15 protein-coding genes and 2 pseudogenes are annotated in these 16,161 nt (G+C 68.2%); 8 read left to right on the top strand and 9 right to left on the bottom strand.

Translation table 11 applies throughout. From position 1 onward, the window contains the following. The first annotated feature begins 321 nt into the window (after positions 1-321). Positions 322-987, top strand: a complete 666-nt coding sequence (locus IEZ21_RS11880) for a GAF and ANTAR domain-containing protein (RefSeq protein WP_189321859.1) — start codon at positions 322-324, stop codon at positions 985-987. A gap of 754 nt (positions 988-1,741) precedes the next feature. Then, positions 1,742-2,451 (top strand): annotated as a pseudogene (locus IEZ21_RS11875) (IS6 family transposase). Between the two features lie 250 nt (positions 2,452-2,701). On the opposite strand, the gene IEZ21_RS11870 reads toward IEZ21_RS11875, so the two are convergent. The 3 genes from IEZ21_RS11870 to IEZ21_RS11860 form a co-directional block, all read right to left on the bottom strand. After that, a complete protein-coding gene (locus tag IEZ21_RS11870) occupies positions 2,702-3,130 on the bottom strand; it encodes a cupin domain-containing protein (RefSeq protein WP_051745863.1) in 429 nt (142 codons plus the stop codon). Positions 3,131-3,196: 66 nt separating this feature from the next. Continuing rightward, positions 3,197-3,790, bottom strand: coding sequence for a transposase family protein (locus tag IEZ21_RS47500; protein WP_281399423.1), 594 nt, complete (start codon positions 3,788-3,790; stop codon positions 3,197-3,199). A gap of 197 nt (positions 3,791-3,987) precedes the next feature. Beyond that, positions 3,988-4,635, bottom strand: coding sequence for a TetR/AcrR family transcriptional regulator (locus tag IEZ21_RS11860; protein ID WP_189321807.1), 648 nt, complete (start codon positions 4,633-4,635; stop codon positions 3,988-3,990). A gap of 156 nt (positions 4,636-4,791) precedes the next feature. Here IEZ21_RS11860 and abc-f point away from each other — a divergent pair, with 156 nt between their 5' ends. After that, on the top strand, positions 4,792-6,411 hold the full coding sequence (gene abc-f, locus IEZ21_RS11855) for a ribosomal protection-like ABC-F family protein (protein WP_189321806.1): 1,620 nt from the start codon (positions 4,792-4,794) through the stop codon (positions 6,409-6,411). Positions 6,412-6,458: 47 nt separating this feature from the next. Beyond that, on the top strand, positions 6,459-7,139 hold the full coding sequence (locus tag IEZ21_RS11850; protein ID WP_033329548.1) for a CatB-related O-acetyltransferase: 681 nt from the start codon (positions 6,459-6,461) through the stop codon (positions 7,137-7,139). A 307-nt stretch (positions 7,140-7,446) separates the two neighbouring features. Here IEZ21_RS11850 and IEZ21_RS11845 read toward each other — a convergent pair whose 3' ends face one another. Then, the gene (locus IEZ21_RS11845; RefSeq protein ID WP_189321805.1) at positions 7,447-7,704 is read right to left on the bottom strand and encodes a hypothetical protein; all 258 of its coding nucleotides are present in this window, start codon (positions 7,702-7,704) and stop codon (positions 7,447-7,449) included. Positions 7,705-7,902: 198 nt separating this feature from the next. Between IEZ21_RS11845 and IEZ21_RS11840 the strand changes: the two genes are divergently transcribed. Continuing rightward, entirely contained in the window at positions 7,903-8,229 is a 327-nt protein-coding gene (locus IEZ21_RS11840; RefSeq protein ID WP_189321804.1) for a hypothetical protein, read from the top strand. 382 nt (positions 8,230-8,611) lie between these two features. Further along, positions 8,612-9,106 carry a lamin tail domain-containing protein gene (locus IEZ21_RS11835; RefSeq protein ID WP_189321803.1) on the top strand — a complete coding sequence of 165 codons (495 nt, stop codon included), beginning with the start codon at positions 8,612-8,614 and terminating at the stop codon, positions 9,104-9,106. A gap of 152 nt (positions 9,107-9,258) precedes the next feature. Here the strand turns inward: IEZ21_RS11835 and IEZ21_RS11830 are convergent, their stop codons facing one another. Next, a complete protein-coding gene (locus tag IEZ21_RS11830) occupies positions 9,259-9,819 on the bottom strand; it encodes a dihydrofolate reductase family protein (RefSeq protein WP_189321802.1) in 561 nt (186 codons plus the stop codon). 328 nt (positions 9,820-10,147) lie between these two features. Here IEZ21_RS11830 and IEZ21_RS49100 point away from each other — a divergent pair. Further along, positions 10,148-10,691: pseudogene (locus IEZ21_RS49100) on the top strand (transposase); the annotation flags it as partial. A gap of 19 nt (positions 10,692-10,710) precedes the next feature. Here IEZ21_RS49100 and IEZ21_RS11820 read toward each other — a convergent pair. From IEZ21_RS11820 to IEZ21_RS11805, 4 genes are all read right to left on the bottom strand, one after another. Next, positions 10,711-11,724 (bottom strand): alpha/beta hydrolase, encoded by a 1,014-nt coding sequence (locus tag IEZ21_RS11820; protein WP_189321801.1) that lies wholly within the window; start codon positions 11,722-11,724, stop codon positions 10,711-10,713. A 373-nt stretch (positions 11,725-12,097) separates the two neighbouring features. Next, a complete protein-coding gene (locus tag IEZ21_RS11815) occupies positions 12,098-12,253 on the bottom strand; it encodes a hypothetical protein (RefSeq protein WP_246567600.1) in 156 nt (51 codons plus the stop codon). A gap of 641 nt (positions 12,254-12,894) precedes the next feature. Next, entirely contained in the window at positions 12,895-13,779 is an 885-nt protein-coding gene (locus IEZ21_RS11810) for an aldo/keto reductase (RefSeq protein ID WP_189321800.1), read from the bottom strand. 14 nt (positions 13,780-13,793) lie between these two features. Next, positions 13,794-14,735 carry an NAD-dependent epimerase/dehydratase family protein gene (locus IEZ21_RS11805; RefSeq protein WP_189321799.1) on the bottom strand — a complete coding sequence of 314 codons (942 nt, stop codon included), beginning with the start codon at positions 14,733-14,735 and terminating at the stop codon, positions 13,794-13,796. Positions 14,736-14,805: 70 nt separating this feature from the next. Between IEZ21_RS11805 and IEZ21_RS11800 the strand changes: the two genes are divergently transcribed. Beyond that, positions 14,806-15,714: a LysR family transcriptional regulator gene (locus tag IEZ21_RS11800; protein ID WP_033329585.1), complete on the top strand. Its 909-nt coding sequence runs from the start codon at positions 14,806-14,808 to the stop codon at positions 15,712-15,714. The last annotated feature ends 447 nt before the right edge of the window (positions 15,715-16,161 follow it).

The raw sequence follows: 16,161 nt of genomic DNA, 5'->3' as shown, positions 1-16,161 counted from the left end.
AACTCGCCAGATACGTCATGAACACGACGTCAAAGAACAGTTGACGCGACACGCACCATTAGTTCATCGACGAGCCCCGATATCACTCTCCGCCGGCACCGGGCGGTGTCGGCGCCGATCGACAAGCGGTGTCAGGACTCACCGATAAAGCCAGTCAGTGGACCCCGACCTGCGAGCCGCTGCACACGCACGCGGGGGACCTCCAGTCACAGCACTTCCCGATGGTGACGGCCGGCCGCGACGTTGCGGGCCGGCGGTACTGTGGCTGTACCTCGATCGAGGCGGGTGGTGGCGGTGGAGTGGCGTGAGTACGCCGAGCAGATGGCTCTGCTCGCGCGGGATCTGCTCGCCCAGGACTCGCTCCAGGCGACGCTGGAGGAGATCGCCGCGGCCGCGGTGAGGCTGGTGGACGGCTGTGACGCGGCCGGGATCCTCGCGGTGCGCAAGGGCCGGGCCGTGACCCTGGCTGCCTGCGGGGACACGGTTTCCGAGTCCGACCGCCTACAGGGCGAGCTGGGCGAGGGACCGTGCTTCGATCTTGCCCGCCGCAGGGACGGCGAGCGCGTGTACCGGATCGAGGACATGACCCAGCCCCAGCCGGCATGGCCGCAGTTCGCCGCCCAGGCCCGCACGCTGGGCATCGGGAGCATGACCGGCGTGCTGCTCTACACCGACAACGAGGACTTCGGCGCGCTGAACCTGTACTCCCGCCACCCTGGAGCCTTCGGCAAGGACATCGAGATCGCGGGCTGGCTACTGGCCTCCCACGCCGCCGTCGCCGTGGCCGACGCCCGCACCATTGACCAGCTGCAGCACGCCATGGATACCCGGCACGCCGTCGGTGAGGCCATGGGCATCCTCATGGAGCGCCACCAGCTGAGCGAGGACGACGCCTTCAACGTGCTGCGCCGCATCTCCCAGCATCACAACATCAAGCTGCGCGACGTCGCCCAGCGGGTCCGGGCCGACGGCACCGAACCGGCCTGATCATCGGCCCTGCCGCCTCTTTGACGCGATCGCGCTGCCGCCACGGGCTGGTGCGCGGGTCGTGGAGCGGCACGAGACGGGCGGCTCTGCGCCACGGGGCGGGCAGGCGACGGGGGTGCGCCTGCCCGCCCCATGGGCAGGACCCGCTCACGGGGGGGGAAGCGGGCCTTGCGGGGGCCGTCGTGACGGCCCTACCGGCTATAGCGCGCCGGGCGTCGCAAGTGTCACACCTGCAGCGATGCTGCGCCACCCGTCTACTCGATCATCTTCGGGCAACCTCTCGCGCCGACGGCACAGAGTCTGGCGCCGCCCGGCTCGCTCGCGTCAGCGGGCCTCGGCCGCGGCAGGACGGAACGGGCATCCTCGACTGTTCCGGTCACCGTCCCCAGGCCGGCGCTCAGCCGCAAGACCGTTCCACCGTGCCGCTCCGCGTTGGTAACCAGTTCCGCCACAACCACCAGCACTCTCGTGTAGTCGCTGGCGGAGGGGCGGTGTAGCGTCGGGATTCAGCAGTCGTGGCTCCGAAGTATCGGTTCGCCCGTGATCACGATCGCGGGCGATTTTGCTTTTTCAGTGTTCCTCCGGGCCAGGCGATCACCTCCGGATTCGACTACGCGAGTCCGCTTCGAGCCGTCTTGAAGGAGAAGGTATGGCTACCGGCACCGTGAAGTGGTTCAACGCTGAGAAGGGCGCTGTCACGTTGGTTGACTGGATGGGATGATTTTCTGGTTGATCGTGCGGGAGAGGGCTGTTCGTGGGGGCCGTGTCGCCGTCGTACAAGGGGCACCGGTACCCGGTCGAGGTCATCTCCCACTGCGTGTGGCTGTACTTCCGCTTCCCGCTGTCGTTGCGCGAGGTCGAGGAGCTCATGCTCGAGCGCGGGATCGTGGTCTCCTGCGAGACGGTGCGCCGCTGGTGCGCCAAGTTCGGGCAGGCCTACGCCAACGCCCTGCGCCGCCGTCGGCCCCGGCCCGGTGACAAGTGGCACCTGGACGAGGTCTTCATCACCACCAACGGGGAACAGAAGTACCTGTGGCGGACCGTCGACCAGGACGGCAACGTGCTGGACATCCTCGTGCAGGACCGCCGGGACACCGCCGCGGCCAGGCGCATCTTCCGCCGCTGCTGAAGAACACGGGTGCGGTGCCCCGGGTGGTCGTCACCGACGGGCTCCGCTCCTACGGCGCGGCCCACCGCGAGGTCATACCCTCCGTCGGGCACCGGCAGTCGAAGTACCTGAACAACCGGGCGGAGAACAGCCACCAGCCCACCCGGCAGCGCGAACGGGCGATGAAGGGCTTCCGCTCCGTGGGCGGAGCACAGCGGTTCCTGTCCGCGTTCAGCGGCATCTCGCCCCACTTCCGCCCCCGCCGTCATCTGATCCCCGCATCCGACTATCGAGCCGAGATGACCGTCCGCTTCGCGATCTGGGACCAGGCAACCGGCCGGCCCGCAGCGGCCTGAGCACATAGCCGCAACCCGGCCCCACCACACCCCGACACACCTTCACCCGACGACGCACTCGATAAGTTGACAGCGCCTGTTGCCCGGCTTGCGCTCCGTCCCTGGCGGCACGTCAGCGCACTTCGGCGTGAGGTCGCGCAGACCCAGATCGGGTGATCGTCGGGTCCGCGCGAACCGCGCGACCGGCCGAGAGTGACCGGGCTCAGTGCGTGTTCCGGTCCTGCAGGGCGCGCGGTTCCCCGCCGTGTCCCTACCCCCCGGCGCACGCGGGCGCGTCCGCGTCGACGGACAGCGGGCTGCCCTCGGGCACGAGATAGGTGACGTACAACTCGACCGGCTCGGTGCCGAGGTTGCGGCCGATGTGGACGTGACGGGCTCCGGCCGGCTCGATGAACGATGTGCTCGTCGGCGTGACTTCCACTGAGCAGTCCTGCAACGTGCGGGTGAGTGTGCCCGACTTGACGACCGCGATGAGCTGGCCCGAGTGGTAGTGCCAGCCTGTGGAGCCGCCCGGTGCGATGGTGATGGACCGCACGATGACGTCCGTACGCCCCTTGGCCTTGACCTTCAGCGTTCCGGCCGACGTGCCCTTGGCGAGGATCGTACCGGTGACCCCGCTGCCGGGAGTGGCGAGCGCGGACGTCGACCCGAAAGCCAGTGCGGCCGCACAGCCGGTCATGACGAACGCTCTGCGAACCTTGCCTATCCGAGACGTACTGCTCACGGAAATCCCCCTCCGGATCGGTCAACTCGTCGGCTCTCCTGACGGCTTGAGCCCGACAGACTCACTGCCCCCACACCTCGCCGTCCACACCCCGGCGGTCCGGATCGCTCCGAGCCACTGGTGAGGGGCCAGGCCTCCGCGATACGCGAAGGCCTGGCCGTCCGTTTCCCCAATTACCTTCTTCGTGGCCCCGCAACGGGGCTCCCGGCCTCCGGGACCGGCATGGCCGCGTCGGGTGGCGAAATCGTCCGCCGTGCACGCGCGGCGTGGCGAACTGCGGATCCGGCAGTGCCATGACCCTGCGCAGCAGGTCATCCGCCCGGCTCCCACACCCAGTTGGGCAGCCAGACGGGAACCGGCCCGTCCTGCCGGCGCGAGCCCGACACGCTCCAGCATGCGGTTCAACCGGGTGGTGAAGCGCGCATAGGGGGCGGTCAGCTGCGCGAACCGTTCAGCGAAGATGCGGCGCGGACAGTTCGCGTCACCGCAGATGAACCGCCGAACCCGCAGCAGGATCACGACGCTCTGCCCACCGAGCGGGAGATCCCTCAACCTGCGCCGGTAGGAGACGTGCACTCGGTCCGAGAACTGACCACAATCACCGTCACCGGCCACAGTCGGTGACGGCGGAGGTCCACAAAGACCTGACCGGGCATCACTATCCGCTGTCCGGTGGTGAGGCGTACGCCGTCTCACGCGAGGCCAACCCCTCGCAGTCGAACACAGCGGTAACCCTCTGCGACCGCTCCCCAAGATCTGCGCCAGAGCCCCGTTCTCGGTTACGGAGCCAGCTGGAACTGGTGAAGTCTCACTCAGGTGTCGCTTGCTGACGGGGGCTCGGCGAAGGCGCTGGCGGCTGCGGCGAGGGCGGCGGTTCTGGCTGCATGGCCGGGCAGGTGCGGGTCGGGTGGCGTGCGGAGGAGCACCAGCTGGTGGTACAGCGGCGCGGTGGCGGCGATGAGCAGTCGCCGAGCGTCGGTGTGCGGCGGGAGTTCGCCGCGCCGGACAGCTCGGCTGACGATGATCTCGCAGCGGGCGTACCGGTCCTCCCAGAGCCGCTGTTGGGCGTGGGCGGCTTTCTCGGAGCGGAACGAGGCGGCGATCAGAGCTGCGACGATCGGCGGCTGCGCAATCAGGGCTGCCTGGATCTCCTGGTTCAGTGCTGCCAGGTCGCCTTCCAGTGAGCCGGTGTCCGGTGGCCGCCAGTCGTCGTCGCTCGCCGCGTCGAGAACGTCGGCGAGCAGGCCGCCGACGTCCCCCCAGCGCCGGTACACCGTTGTGCGGTGCACGCCCGCGCGGGCGGCGACGGCGTCCATGCTGAGCCCGTCATAACCGTGTTCGCCGAGCTCCGCGCGGACAGCGTCGAGTACCTGCGTACGAATACGGGCGGTGCGGCCCCCGGGTCGGCGTCGTGTCGGCGTCGGCCGGGTGCCTTCCGGCCCTGGGGCTTCGGGAGTCATCGCTGGTAATCCGTTTGCTCAGGGGGACAGCGTTATGGCAGCATTTTAATGCATCAGTTGTCGCACTAGTGGAGTGATCGATGCTCTTCCGAAGCGTTCGCCCGGCCCTGCGGCCCTTCACTGCCGCCTCGTCCTCGAATGCTTTGGAGTCCCCGCATGCCTACACAGATCACCGCGCTCGCCGTCAGCAAGTCCTTCAACGACAGGCTCGTCCTTGACTCGGTGAGCTGCTCGCTCGCCGCGGGCGAGCGCACCGGGATCATCGGTGAGAACGGATCCGGCAAGACCACCTTGCTGCGCCTGCTCGCCGGGCGTGAACGGCCCGATCAGGGCGAGGTCGTCGTCCAGGCCGCCGGCGGCGTCGGCTATCTCGCCCAGGACGAGCGGCTGACCCCGCAGGCGACCGTCCAGCAGATCATCGACCGGGCCCTGAGCGATCTACGCGCCGTCGAGCAGCGAATGCGCCGTCTGGAGGCCGCGATGGCCGATGGCGACGAGTCGGGCATGGCCGAGTACGGCGAACTGATGACGTTCTTCGAGCTGCGCGGCGGCTACGACGCCGACGCCCGTGTGGAACGTGCCCTGCACGGCCTCGGCCTGAGGCTGGTGAGCCGTGACCGTACCGCTGGCAGTCTGTCCGGCGGAGAACAGGTCCGGTTACGGCTGGCGGCCGTCCTGGCGGCCGCGCCGGAGGTGCTGCTGCTGGACGAGCCGACCAACCATCTCGACGAGGGTGCCCTGAGCTGGCTGGAAGAACACCTGCGCACCCGGCGGGGCACCACGGTGATGGTCTCCCACGACCGCGTCTTCCTCGAACGTGTCGTCACCAGCCTGCTGGAGGTGGACGCCGACCGGCGCCGCGTCGTCCGGTACGGCAACGGCTACGCCGGCTACCTCGCCGAGAAGACGGCTGCCCGGCAGCGCTGGGCTCAGGCGTACGACCAGTGGCGGGCCGACGTCGACCGGCTCCGCGAGGCCGCCGCGACCACCGCCCGCCAGGTGGCCCCCGGCCGTCCGATGAAGGACGGCAACAAGATGGCCTACGACCGGGCGGGCGGCCGAGTGCAGCAGTCGCTGGCCAGCCGGGTACGCAACGCCGAGGAACGGCTGCGCCGCCTGCTTGCCGACCCGGTCCCGCCCCCGCCGGAGCCGCTGCGCTTCACCCACGTACTGCGGGCCCGCCGCCTGCAGGGCGTCGTACTCGACACCGCAGACATCGCCGTCACCGACCGGCTCGACCGCACGAGTCTCACCGTCATGGCGGGCGAACGCCTGCTGATCACGGGGCCGAACGGAGCGGGCAAGAGCACCCTGCTCGGCGTCCTGGCCGGAGAAGTCGCCCCCGACGGCGGGAGCGTCACCCGCCGCGGCAGGATCGGCTACCTCCCCCAAGAGCCGCACCCCGGGGAACCGGAGGAGACCGTGCTGGCCGCCTTCGCCCGTGGACGGGCGGGGGAGGCCGCCGGGTACACCGAACGGCTGCTGTCCCTCGGCCTGTTCGACCGCGACCAGCTCACGGTGCCGGTCGGCTGGCTGTCCACCGGGCAGCTGCAGCGTCTCGCCCTGGCGCGATTGCTCAGCGAGCCGTCAGACGTCCTGTTGCTCGACGAACCCACCAACCATCTGTCGCCCGCCCTCGTCGAGGAGCTGGAAACCGCTCTAACTGGGTACAACGGCGCCATCGTCATCGTCAGTCATGATCGCCGGCTGCGTCGGCGCTGGCGGGGCGCCCACCTGGCCATGCGCGCGACTTCGACGTCCGCCACCAAGTGCTGAGGTCCTCCAGCCCCGCTGACATCCCTTCAGGAAGGAAGCACTTCGTGATGCCACCTGTTCCCGCTGACCCGACCGTGGTCCATCCGATGCCCGAGCAGCCGCGGGTGGTACTGCTGAAGCCACTGGTCACCTCGCCGCTGATCGAGGTCGGGGAGTTCTCCTACTACGACGACCCCGATGATCCGACCGCCTTCGAAACTCGCAACGTGCTGTACCACTATGGACCGGAAAAGCTGGTCATCGGGAAGTTCTGCGCGCTGGGCGAGGGCGTGCGGTTCATTATGAACGGCGCCAACCACCGTATGGACGGCCCCTCGACGTTCCCTTTCCCAATCATGGGCGGTTCCTGGTCCGAGCACTTCGACCTCATCACCGGCCTGACCGGACGGGGGGACACCGTGGTGGGCCATGACGTCTGGCTCGGTTACCGGGCCATGGTGATGCCCGGCGTCCGCATCGGGCACGGAGCGATCATCGCTTCCGGCTCCGTGGTCGTCGACGACGTCCCCGACTACGGCATCGTCGGCGGCAACCCCGCCCGTCTCATCCGCCGCCGCTACAGCGATGCGGACGTCAACCGCCTCCTGGCCCTGGCTTGGTGGGACTGGCCGCTCCAGCACATCACCGAACACATCCGCACGATCATGTCCGGCAGCATCGACGACCTGGAGAACGCAGCGGCCGCACAGGCGGCAGAGGCACCTCAAGACCCGCCGCCGGGCCGTTGAACGGTCCTGGCAGAGGCCGACCGGCCCTGCAAAGGCCGGGCTCCTCTTGGGGAAACGCTACGTGCGGTGAGGCCGAACGACTTCACCGCCAGGTCGCCGAACTCCGGTGGTCGCCGTATATGCGGTGATCCGCTCCCGTATCAGCGATCCCTTCACATTCCAGCACCGAGAATCGAGCTGTCCGCATACCTGCCGTTCTCTCTTTGCTCATTCAGGCGGCAGAACGTTAGCAGCGAGGGCTCGGGAGGGGTCCCGGAACTGTCCAGGGGAGCACGCCTGTTGAAGACGACGATGGTGGTCGGGCCAGTTACTGGCTGTTCTTCTCTTCCAACCATTCCACGTAGTTGTGAGAGGCGTTGCTGCCCTGCTTGCCGGGCGAGATCTTCAAGATCGCCTTGTCGTTCTCGGGGTTACCGCTGAGATACGCCTCGGTGAGGACGTACGGCAGCCCGTCCACTCGGAACCGAATACTGCCGTCGGGGTACGCGCTGACGCGTACCTTCCGGCCGTCAGGAAGCTCGATCGGATCGGCAACGAAATGCGCCTTGAGGGGCTGGTCAGCCATACAGACCTCCAGGTCATACAGGCTCGACAGGAACGGGCAGCCTACCGCCAAGCTCGGCTGCCCAGGACGCGTTCTTCGAGCAGCTCGGGGTGAGCCCGATCTACCAGGCTGCGCGAGACGCTGGGCGGCTGACGCCGTAGCCGAGCGGGTGGCTGTCGTGGGAGCGACGGGGCGCCTGCACGAGTACGCTCCCCGTTCATGACAGAACCGAGGGCGAACGCACATTCGGTGCCGGATCGTCAGAACCAGATGTGGGGTCTCTTCGTTGCCTCGCTCTCTGTCTTCCTCACGAACTGGTTTATGAGCTGGGGAAAGGCGTATGTGATCAACGATGACTTGCCCAACTTCTGCGGCGATGTGCGCAGAAGACTCTTTCCGCCGGAGGTGGCGTGCGTGGCCGAGAACGGCACGGTCGCCGGCGGGAACGCCTGGTGGGTCGCGCCTCTGTTCTTCACCTCGGGCGCGCTGACCTTGATGTTTGCGGTCTTGGCCCTCAGAAGGGCCGCGGTCAGCCGGAAGGCGTGAGACGGCCTCCCAGGAGGCTCTCCACACCTTTCAGTGGTCATCACGCCAGCGGTACGCGCTCCTTGCTCAGGCTCAGAAAATGTCGGCGACAGCGCCGGCGTCAATGGCCAGCGCCCCGCCGATCGAACAAACGATCATAAGATTGGGGGGACACGCCGGTACCGGCGCGATCACCCTCCACGCCGGCCGAAATCGCTAAGGCGTTTCGTCACGGGCAGCGCTTCCCCCGCCGTAACCGGACCCGTGGCCGCGCCGGCCTCGGCGACACATCAACGAGCGGTACGTTTCCTCCGGGATGGGATCCCGTGATCCGGTAATCGGATGGTCGCGGGCGTCTGTAGGCTTCTGCCCCTCATCAGCACCATTGAGGGGGGACCTCATCATGCGTACGCATTCTGTCTTCGCCGCGGCCGCCGTAACCGGCGCACTGGCCGTTCTCGCTGCCACACCGGCTCAGGCCGCCGAGTACTCCTCGGCGTTGAAGGTCCGCGGAGTCCAGTACGACGCGCCCGGCCGGGACTCCAACAGCTGCTCCACCGGCAACACCGACGAGGAATACCTGACGATCAAGAACTACTCGTCCTCGGCGACCGTCAACCTCAAGGGCTACGTCGTCAAGGACGCCGCCGGCAACCGCTTCACCTTCACCGCCGGCCACTCCCTCCAGCCCGGCGACTACATCAAGCTCCGCGGCGGCAACGGCACCGACTCCGACAGCAGAAACGTCGTCTACCGCGACAACTGCAACTTCATGTGGAACAACGACCGCGACACGATCTACCTGTACAAGCCCTCCGGCAACCGCGCAGACGTCCACTCCTACACCAAGACCGCAAACGACCGGGACGGCAACGGCTACATCCGCTACCACAACTGACCCCGACCCACATTTAAGCTCGCGGTCCGCTACGAGGCGACCGTCCTCGTAGCGGCCATCAACGAGTGGCTGTGACCAGCACACTCGATACACGCCCGAGCCGGCCCGGCGGCATCCAAACCTGAACGGCCCGGTCGGGGCCGCCACGGTTCCTACGCTTCCGCAACGGGGTGGTAGCGCACATCGACCTCGGCAAAGGGCTGTGAGCCGTGGGCGTGTCGCAGCCGGATCGGCCGGCCGCCGGGGTTGTCGAAGAGCCGGATGCCGTCACCCAACAGGACGGGGGCAATGTGCAGGTTGATTTCATCGATCAGGCCGCGTTCGAGCAGTTGGCGGCCGATCGTCGGGGAGAGGACTTCGAGGTTCTTGCCGTCGGCGGCCTCCAGGCCGATGCGTACCGCCTCGGCCACGTCGCAGTTCAGGAACGTGACACCGTCGGCGGGCGTGGCGTCTTCGGGGTGGTGGGTGAGGACGAAGATCCGGCCCTTCCAGTCCTCGCTGTAGGGTCGGGCGCTCGGGTCGCGGTCCCAGCCGTTCCGCCCGCCCAGGACCGCGCCGGTGGTCTCGATGTACTCCTCTTCCACGCCGTCGCGGCCGGTGACGCCGGTCAGCCAGTCCATGGCGTGGTTCGGGCCCGCCACGAACCCGTCCAGCGACATGCTGAAGTGCAAGAGGACCTTGCCGGCGGCCTGTTGCGGTTCGAGGTCGAACATCTGGAGCTCCTTCGCTCGTCGTGCCGGCGCGAAAGCGCCGGCTACACAGTTAGACCAGACGGACGCCCCAAACTCATCGCCGCATCCCGGACCGTTCGGGCGCCGCAGACACGGAGCGACCCGGCGGTCCACCACCGTCGGGACCGCCGCTGTCCGAAACCGCCCGGTTTCTCAGTGAAGGGCTCGATCGTCGTCAGAACATCAGCCGTTGGCACCGGCACAGCGGTCTGGCTCTGCCAGGCGGCCGAAGCTGATCGGGCCGGACCAGACGGGGCGGGGCACAGCACTACCTCCGATACAGCCCCTAGTCGAGCCGGCCGACCACGGGCTCGGACGCTCCCGGGGCGGGCTGACTAGCAAGATCCACCTTGCGGTCGAGCAGAACCAGAAACCTCTGTCGATCGTGATCACGGCTGGTCATCGGGGTGACTCCCCGCAGTCCGAGCCGGTTCCGGAAGGCATCCGAGCGCCCCGGCTGGCCGCCGGGGGCCGAAGCCGCTCGGGCGTCCGGCCGAGTCCGAGCTGACAAAGCGAACGACTCTCGCAAGAACCGCGCCTACCTGCGCAGACGCGGCATCAAGGCGACCATTCCGGTCCCGGCGGATCGCGTCCGAAATCGTAAGAACCTCGGCGCTCGCGGAGGCCGACCTCCGAGGTTCGACAAGACCGGCTACTGCGAGCCCCATGCCGTCGAGTGCGGGATCAACCGCCTCCATCGCCATCGCGCGGTGGCCACGCGCTACGACGAATTTGCCGTCCGCTACGAGGCGACCGTGCTGATCGCAGTTATTCACGAGTGGCTGTGCCCCGCCCTTTCTCGACAGACCCCCATCTTGGTGGCGGATGGCCATTCCTCGTTGGGGGCGTGGTGATCTGACGAACCGCCAGGTCTTACGGGGCGAGCATGGCCAGTGCGCTCGCCACCGGTGCAGGGTCCAGCGGGCCGATGTGCGGAGCGGTGGGGAAGTCATGGACCCGGAAGGGATTGTGAGGCGTCCGTGCATCGGCCTCCGCGATCATCCGGTCCTGGAGCTTCGTGGCGATCGTCCGGTCCTTGCCGAAGCGGAGATACGTGCGGGGCAGCCGTCCCCAGGTATCCGCCCTGCCGACGGCCCGCCCCGCGTAGGCCGTGGTCGACTCGTCTGTTTGCATGCTGCCGAGCCGCTGCCGGAACACATCGTCCGGATAGCCCGCGCACATCATCTCCCGGAGCGCCTTGAGGTCCCCGGCGTCACCCGTGCGGGGATTGAGCCGCATCACGCCGAGCTGTTCCGGGTCCCCGATGATCTGATCGAACGGTATGAGCGCGTTCTCGTTCTCCGGCGCCGCGGTGCAGGCGTCGGGGGTCGGCAGGGCGGGGCTGGGGCAGAAGGCCGCCATGTAGCAGATGTGGTGGAGCAGTTCCGGTACGGCGTTGCTCACCCGGCTCACGGTGGCACCGCCCAGGCTGTGGCCGACCAGGACCACCGGGCCGTGCGCCGCCGCGCGGCGCACCATGCGCGTCACGCGCTTCTCGTAATCGTCCAGAGAGAGGGCGGCGACAGGTGAGGGCTCGGTGGCCATGGCCGCCAGGTCCTGCCGCTGGTACGACTCCGGCACGAACGCCTGCGAGCCGTGCAACGGCAGATCCACCGCGACGACGCGATGACCGCGCAGGGTCAACTCCTGCGCGACGGGCAGCCAATACGCTCCCGCACTGTGCGTGCCGTGCACCAGCACATACGTACACGGTCCTCTCCCGCCCCGGCTGCCGTCACGCCCGGTCGCGGCAGCGGACGCGGTGCCTCCCGTGCCCACGCCGAGGACAGTGCCACCCGCGGCGAGGCCAAGCCCCAGCAGCACACCCCTGCGCGTCGTGCTCCCACGCCCAACACCGTCATCGCCCACCACATAGTCCTTCGTCATACCTTGACGCTAGGGGCGGCCGACGGCCTCCGGGAATAGGGTTGAGCGCCGCAACGGGCTGGGGCAGACCCCCGGAGGCGCACTCTGGTTACCCCCGCCAGGTGGCACAACGCCGTGGACAGTTCCTATGCGGAGCGAGAATTCCCAGCCGCCGTCCGGAGGCATCTTCGTCGCCGGGTCAAGGACAGAACTTGCGCACCAGGCAACGAAGTCGACGGCTGTGACCCAGCACTTCCTCAACAGGCCCTAGAAGATTCTTGCCGAGCCGTTGCAGCGCGCCTCACCACACCTGGCCCAGCTCGTCACCTACACGAACGAAGACATCTGGCTCTCCCCCGCCGTCCGGCTATCTGGCACTGCACGCGTCCGCAGTTCAACACACAGAACTTGACAGGGAACAGACCCGGTCGGTGTACAGCTTGGTGGTCAGCTGAAGGCCGCAGCCTCCCAGCAGCAGCCCGCACCAGAACGTGTCGTGCTCGTGACAGCGGCGGAAGGCGTCCAGCTCGATCGCCTCCAGCGGCAGCATCAGCGGCTCCTCCGAGTCCGCACCACCCAGCACCGCCGTCTGAATCTGCCGCCTGTCACCCCGCAACGGATGCCCCCAACTCCCATTCGCTAATTACCTGTTCATCCATCGTGCCACCGCCATGTGGCTCAGTAAGTGAGAGTTGCTCGCAGACATCGACCTCCGGCGAGATGCGATCCTCGGGCGCCCCGGAAGGCGACCGCCACGCGGCGGACGTTCGGTAGAACGTCGGTCAGCTGGGAGTTGCGATTCTCGTTGGCCCCGAAGGGCGACTGTCAGGATGCGCTCCGGCGCGCTCGCGCCAGCGGCGTCCGCGTTGTGATCCTCGGTCCCCCTCCGCTCGCACGGAGAGCACGCCGACGGGGAAACCGTCGCGCGCTACCTGAACGGTCCACCTCCGCTCGCGCGGAGAGCACCTGATCGTCCTGTACTGGGACGAGATCAAGGCTGGTTGTCGGCGTACGCGTTCGCCTCCCCAGCTGCGTACGGATGAACGTCCCCAGGTGTCAGGGCCGCGTTGGTCACATCCCGGAAGCGGAGCTAACAGGTGCCAGCCACGCGGCCGCCCTGGCGCTCGACGGTGCTCACCTGGTCGTCGAGCGTCGCGTTCGTCCGTCAACCGGCCGACAAGCGGCGCCGACTCAGCTGGGCAGTGCGTCATCCAACTGCGTCTGCTCCGCCTCGCTCAGCTCAAGCTCGGCCGCCTTGGCAGAGTCCTGGATCGATGCCGGGCGGCTGGCGCCCGGCACCGGGATCACCGCCGGGGAGCGGGTCAGCAGCCAGGCCAGGGCGATCTGCTGCGGGCTGACGCCGTGCTCGGCCGCGATGCGGTGGAAGGCGGTGCTCGCAGCGGTCGGGCCGGAGGGTCCGTCGAGGGAGCTTCGGGAGATGCCGCCCAGTGGGCTCCAGGGCAGGAAGGCCAGCCCGAGCTGCGTACTCAGCAGCAGCTCGGGCTCGCTGTCGCGGACTGCAGGGGAGTACTGGTTCTGTACGGAGACGAGGCCGTCGCCGAGGATCGCGTGCGCCTCGCGGATCTGGCCAGTGGTGACGTTGGAGATCCCGGCGGCGCGGATGGTGCCGGTGTCGAGCAGCTCGCGCAGCGCGCCCACGGACTCCGCCCAGGGCACGGCCGGGTCCGGCTTGTGCAGCTGATACAGGCCTATGGCCTCGACGCCCAGACGCTTCAGGGAAGCTTCGGCGGCGCGCTTGAGATGGGCGGGGGTGGCGGTGACGGTCCAGCTGCCGTCGCCGGGGCGGCCGCGGCCGCCCTTGGTGGCGACGAGGAGGTGGGAGGTGTCGCCGCCGTAGCGGGCCAGGGCGCGAGCGATGAGGAGTTCGTTGTGGCCGTCTTCGCCGGTGTGCCAGTGGTAGCTGTCGGCGGTGTCGATGAGCGTGACCCCGGCGTCCAGGGCGGCGTGGATGGTGGCGATGGCCCGCTGTTCGTCCGGGCGGTGCTCGATGGACAGCGGCATGGCGCCCAGGCCGATGGCGCTGACGGTGGTGTTTGCGATAGTGCGGTACTGCATGGTGTGTCTGTTCCTCAGGCGGTGGGGGCGGCGGATGCGTCGAGGGCTTCGGCGACGGCACCGGGGAGCCAGTCGGTGGTGTGAGAGAAGGAGAAACCCAGCCTTTTCGCGCGGGCATTGCTCATGGCGTAGTGGCGGTCGAAGGAGAACGGCGAGGCCGGCTCGCCCGCGGGGGCGCTCCGGTACACGGCCTTCCTGCCGACCTGTGCGGCGATGACAGCACTCAGGTCGTAAACGTCGAGTGGACCGTCGGAGCAGGCGTTGATCGGGCCGGTGACGTCGGTGAGCGTGGCCGCCCACAGCAGCAGATCCGCCAGCTCCTCGTAGTGGATGAAGACCGTGGGCAGCGACTCGGCGTGCACGGTGATCTGCGTGCCCTGGGCGACGTGCTCGACGTAGTACGCCAGTCGGCCGGTGAACTCCGCCGCGCCGCCACCGAGCACGTGGGCGCTGCGCACGGCGGCGAAAGCGAACCCGTGATGCTGAGCGAAGACGGCCTCCGCCTGGCGCTTACCTTCGGCGTAGTGCGCCTCCAGGTACGCCGCGTCGTGCCACGGCAGGTCCATGGCCACCAGCCACGTGGACGGGTCCACGACCTCCTCCGGTAGCGGTGTGCCGGGGGGGACGGCCGGCAGTGCGACGGTCGCCGGGTCGTAGACCTCGATAGTGGAGGTCATGACGTAGCGCCGTGTGCGGCCGCTGAAGGCGCGGGCCGCGATCACGGCCTGCACGGGGGTATAGCAGACCTGGTCGACGACCACGTCGAAGGTGCGCGAGCCGAGTGCAGCGGTCAGGGCGGCTTCGTCGTTGCGGTCGACGACGAGGTGCTCGACCCCGGCAGGCGGCGGGGTGGAGCCGCGATTGATCACTGTGACCTGGTGGCCGGTGGCCTGTAGGCGCTGGACCAGGAGCTTGCCGAAGTACCGGCTTCCGCCGATGACGCAGATCTTTTGCATGCCCCCATCCTGGACATCTACCGTCATCAGCAGAAGTGCCTGCTTACTGGAAGCGTATTAAGGAATACTGTTGATCGATGTGCAGCGGTTGCGTGTCCTGCGAGCGGTGGCGGAGCTCGGCAGCTTCAACCAGGCCGCGGCAGCCCTCCACCTCACCCCGTCAGCCGTGTCCCAGCACGTCGCTGCATTGGAGCGCAGCCTCGGCGCCCAGGTCGTGGTGCGTAGCACACGCGGAGTCACGCTCACCCCGGCCGGCCGGATCATGGTCGGGGCCGCCGAGTCGGTCGCCGCGGAGCTCGAATACGCCAGACAGCAGGTCGACCGGCTCGGCAGCGGCCGCACTCAGCTAACCATCGCCACCTTCACCAGCGGCGGCAGGCTCCTGCTACCCGGCGCACTCGCCCGCCTCGCCACCGCCCATCCCGAGACTGTGGTCCACGTCAGGGAAAGCGAGCCCGAAGACAGCCTGCCACTGGTCCGCCAGGGCGCCGTAGACCTCGCCCTCGCCTACCACTTCGACGGCCCGCTGCCCGGTCGGCCAGGCCCGAACTCCAGCCTGGCGTGGACTGCACTCATGGAAGACCCCCTGCATGTCGTCCTGCCCGACGCCCATCCCCTGGCCGGCCGCGAGACACTCGACATCGCCGAGTTGGCCGCCGAGCCCTGGGTACTCGGCTGCCTCAAGACCGAGACGTACCTGCGTCGCTACGCCGAACGTGCCGGCTTCGACCCGGAAGTGCGCGGCACGACATCGGACTACTTCTTCGCCCGCTCGCTCGTCGCTGCGGGCATGGGAATCTCGCTGATCCCCTCCATCGCGCAGACCCCGCAGGTAGCAGGCCTACGCACTGTCCCAATCGCGCCGCCGACTCCGACCCGGCACATCGGCGTTGCCACGATCCTCCGCCGCAACCACGCCCAGGTCAGGACGCTGATACAGGCACTCCAGGGACAGGCAGCAACGCTGGGCGAAACCTGACCCACACAGCACTATCTGGCCTCATTCATCCGTACGCAGCTGAGGAAGTCCGTGTGTACGCCGACACTGGTCCACCTCCGCTCGTGCGGAGAGCACAAACCACCCGCCATCTGAACCTGACTCTCTTCCGGTTCACCTCCGCTCGAGCGGAGGTGAACCGCGCTGGGTTCCGTTAAACCCGGTGCCCGACCAGGGGTGCCGGTGAGAACCGTGTCAGTACGCCACGAGGCACTGTTGTTTCGGACGGAGGTGGAAGACCACCGTCGCTTCGCCGTCGTAGCGGCGAGGTGAAGCTGGGGGCAGCCTGAACCGGGGATCGCCGGGGAGGGCGAGAGCAGCCTCGACAAAGTCGGGTCGGCCCAGCACTGCCGGATGGGTCGGGCCCGGTGAGCGAGACGGGAAGGTATACGCGAGGAACCGGCGTCATTACGCCTCTTGAGTTCTTGC

The organism is Streptomyces flaveus (assembly GCF_014647675.1).
Taxonomy (GTDB): domain Bacteria; phylum Actinomycetota; class Actinomycetes; order Streptomycetales; family Streptomycetaceae; genus Streptomyces; species Streptomyces flaveus.
Note: the sequence above shows the minus strand (reverse complement) of the source record. Positions and strands in the feature narration are given on the sequence as shown.

Excerpts from the sequence above, each read along its gene's own strand:
- IEZ21_RS11880 (WP_189321859.1), top strand. The coding sequence starts at position 322 with ATGGCTCTGCTCGCGCGGGATCTGCTCGCCCAGGACTCGCTCCAGGCG.
- IEZ21_RS11870 (WP_051745863.1), bottom strand. The coding sequence starts at position 3,130 with ATGACCGGCTGTGCGGCCGCACTGGCTTTCGGGTCGACGTCCGCGCTC.
- IEZ21_RS11810 (WP_189321800.1), bottom strand. The coding sequence starts at position 13,779 with ATGCAGTACCGCACTATCGCAAACACCACCGTCAGCGCCATCGGCCTG.
- IEZ21_RS11845 (WP_189321805.1), bottom strand. The coding sequence starts at position 7,704 with ATGGCTGACCAGCCCCTCAAGGCGCATTTCGTTGCCGATCCGATCGAG.
- IEZ21_RS11820 (WP_189321801.1), bottom strand. The coding sequence starts at position 11,724 with ATGACGAAGGACTATGTGGTGGGCGATGACGGTGTTGGGCGTGGGAGC.
- IEZ21_RS11815 (WP_246567600.1), bottom strand. The coding sequence starts at position 12,253 with ATGCTGCCGCTGGAGGCGATCGAGCTGGACGCCTTCCGCCGCTGTCAC.
- IEZ21_RS11860 (WP_189321807.1), bottom strand. The coding sequence starts at position 4,635 with ATGACTCCCGAAGCCCCAGGGCCGGAAGGCACCCGGCCGACGCCGACA.
- IEZ21_RS11830 (WP_189321802.1), bottom strand. The coding sequence starts at position 9,819 with ATGTTCGACCTCGAACCGCAACAGGCCGCCGGCAAGGTCCTCTTGCAC.
- IEZ21_RS11835 (WP_189321803.1), top strand. The coding sequence starts at position 8,612 with ATGCGTACGCATTCTGTCTTCGCCGCGGCCGCCGTAACCGGCGCACTG.
- IEZ21_RS11840 (WP_189321804.1), top strand. The coding sequence starts at position 7,903 with ATGACAGAACCGAGGGCGAACGCACATTCGGTGCCGGATCGTCAGAAC.
- IEZ21_RS11805 (WP_189321799.1), bottom strand. The coding sequence starts at position 14,735 with ATGCAAAAGATCTGCGTCATCGGCGGAAGCCGGTACTTCGGCAAGCTC.
- abc-f (WP_189321806.1), top strand. The coding sequence starts at position 4,792 with ATGCCTACACAGATCACCGCGCTCGCCGTCAGCAAGTCCTTCAACGAC.
- IEZ21_RS11850 (WP_033329548.1), top strand. The coding sequence starts at position 6,459 with ATGCCACCTGTTCCCGCTGACCCGACCGTGGTCCATCCGATGCCCGAG.